The organism is Oribacterium sp. (assembly GCF_057249185.1).
The window spans coordinates 1-2856 of the sequence record NZ_DBHIGR010000081.1 but is presented as its reverse complement, the minus strand read 5'-3'; the positions used below and the strand labels follow the sequence as shown (position 1 = coordinate 2856).

At 46.3% G+C, this 2856-nt stretch carries 2 protein-coding genes; both read right to left on the bottom strand.

The features are described 5' to 3' along the window. Window positions 1-1657: glycogen/starch/alpha-glucan family phosphorylase (gene glgP / locus ACO4PX_RS05940; RefSeq protein WP_485571972.1), on the bottom strand; the 1657-nt coding region annotated here is incomplete at its 3' end. 159 nt (window positions 1658-1816) lie between these two features. Continuing rightward, window positions 1817-2856 (bottom strand): DUF5915 domain-containing protein (locus tag ACO4PX_RS05935; protein ID WP_485571971.1); only part of this gene is annotated, 1040 nt, incomplete at its 5' end.

Here is a 2856-nt window from a genome sequence, read left to right as displayed (position 1 = left end):
TCTTATACTCATGCAAACGCTTTACCATTACGTCAAAGATGGAATCCACATTTAACTTAATGCCGTTATGCTTCAGTACATACTTGGCAAGACGCTCCTTGTTATGTCTCTTAATGGCCATAAACTCAGCCTGAGCCTGCTTGTCATCCGCATAAACCGCCAGCTTCTCCAGCTTGGATAAGTCGGTAAGCCACTGGTCTCCGATATGGGCGGTAATCCACTTTGCCAGTTCCGGATTGGCATGGTAAACCCATCTTCTCTGGGTAATACCATTGGTCTTGTTGGAGAATTTCTCCGGATACATCTCATAGAAGTCCTTTAATTCCTGCTTCTTTAAGATTTCCGTATGAAGAGCCGCTACACCGTTTACCGCATGGCCGCCGATAATGGCAAGGTGCGCCATCTTTACCTGACCATCATAGATAATCGCCATCTTGGCAATCTTCTCTTCCGCCTGCTCAGGATACTTAGCCCGAACGGTTTCACAGAATCTGCGGTTAATCTCTTCCACAATCTGATAAATTCTGGGAAGAAGCTTGGAGAAGAGCTCAATAGGCCACTTTTCCAAAGCTTCAGCCATAATGGTATGGTTGGTGTAAGCACAGGTCTTTAAGGTAATCTCCCAGGACTCATCCCAAGTCAGATTATAATCATCCATCAACACCCGCATAAGCTCTGCCACGGCAACTGTGGGGTGGGTATCATTTAACTGGAAAGCCACCTTCTCATAGAGCTTACGAACATCTCCGTTATGTCTCTTGGCATAGTCTGCTACGGCAGTCTGGACAGAGGCGGAAATGAAGAAATACTGCTGACGAAGGCGAAGCTCCTTACCGGCATAGTGGTTATCGTTAGGATACAGTACCTCTACGATATTTCTTGCCATGTTGGCAGACTCCACCGCCTTCTGATAATTTCCCTTATCAAACTCATCCAAACGGAAGGTATCGGTTGCCTTGGCATCCCATACTCTTAAAGTGTCTACCACATGGTTGTTGTAGCCCACCACCGGAGTATCATAGGGAATAGCCTCTACCGCCTGATAGCCCTTATGTACAAAGTGCAGTCTTCCGTCTGCCTCCTGTACAGTCTCTACCCAACCGCCGAAACGAACTTCCTTAGCCAGCTCCGCACGACGAATCTCGAAGGGGTTTCCGTCCTTTAACCAGTCATCCGCCACTTCCTTCTGGTATCCGTCCACAATCTGCTGCTTGAAGAAGCCGTACTTATAACGAATACCGCATCCGCAAGCCCAGTAACCTAGAGTTGCCAAGCTATCCAGGAAGCAGGCTGCCAAACGGCCTAAACCGCCGTTTCCTAAAGCCCAATCCGGCTCCGCCTCTTCCAATGCGGAAAGGTTTAAACCAAGCTCGGTAATCACATCTCGAATTTCCTCCTGAGATGTCAGGTTTAAAATGTTGTTGCCCAAAGCTCTTCCCATTAAAAACTCCATGGAAAGATAATAGACTCTCTTACAATCCTCTTCCTCTGCCGCCTTCGTAGTACGAATCCAGTCATCAATAATCTGGTTCTGTACCGCTGCCGCCACGGCATGAAAAGCTTCCTTCTCGTTTAGCTCTGTTAATTCTCGTCTGAAAAGCTTTCTGGCATTGTTTTCCACTTCTTTTTTGAACAGTGCTTTGTCAAACTTTTGCATCCTTCCTCCTTATACATCCCTTACTAATTCCTTTTAGTAATATATAGTGATTTTTCCCGCCGAAGCGGGAAAATGGTTTCACCGTTAATTTTTTCTTAGCCTCTAAGCAAAAATTCCAAACCTTAGCTTGCCTTTGTAACTAAGCAAAACATTTCTTCCTTAGTTTTTCTTTACGCCTAAGCAAAGCTTCTCGCCGTTAATATCCCATTCCTTCTCATAGCCTTCACAGCAGTTGCAAAGAAGCTCTGTAGCAAGAACGGTCTTGCATAACTCCTCTTTGTACTTATTCATTAAGCCCAGAAGGAAATCATTATCCTTGGCAGAGAGGGTAATTTGATCCATAACCTCAAAGCCTGCTTCCTTACGCATGGTCTGCACCTTGGAAATGATTTCACGGATATAGCCCTCTTCCTTCAGCTCCTCCGTCAGGTTGGTATCCAGCACTACAGTGTACTTAGCATCTTCCTCCGTAATAAAGCCGTCCTTCTTGGTGGATTCAATTAACAAATCCTCCTTGGCCAAGGCAACCTCCGTACCATCCTTTGTGGTAAAGCGAATAGCACCCTCTGCCAATGCCGTCATACCGGCCTTGCTGTCCAATTCCTGTAAGAACTGGCGAATCTCATTCAAATGCTTTCCGTACTTCGGTCCCACCGTTTTTAACTGGGGCTTAAAAATATATGCCGTAAAGTCGGACAAATCCTCCTTAAACTGCAGGGACTTCACATTTAACTCGTCGGTAATAATGTTCTCCCAATCCTTGGAAAGGGCCTGTCCTCCGGAAACATACATGGCGGAAAGAGGCTGTCTGTTCTTCACTTGAGCCTTCTCTCTTGCCGCTCTTCCCAAGCGAACCAAAGCAAGAACTTCTTCCATGCTTTCTTCCAGCTTAGGCTCGATCCACTCTTCATCCGCTACCGGATAGGCACAAAGATGAACGGAAGGTTTAGCATTCTTATCTACAGAGCATACCAGGTTCTGATAGATAGACTCGGTAATGAAAGGCACAAGGGGTGCTGCCAGCTTTACAAAGGTCACCAAGGCTTCATATAGGCAAAGGTAAGCATTAATCTTATCCTGCTCCATACCCTTGGCCCAGAAACGCTCTCTGGAACGACGTACATACCAGTTGGAAAGGTCTTCACAGAACTCCTGCAATGCGGCAGCCGCCTCAGGAATCTTAAACTGGGAAAGATTGG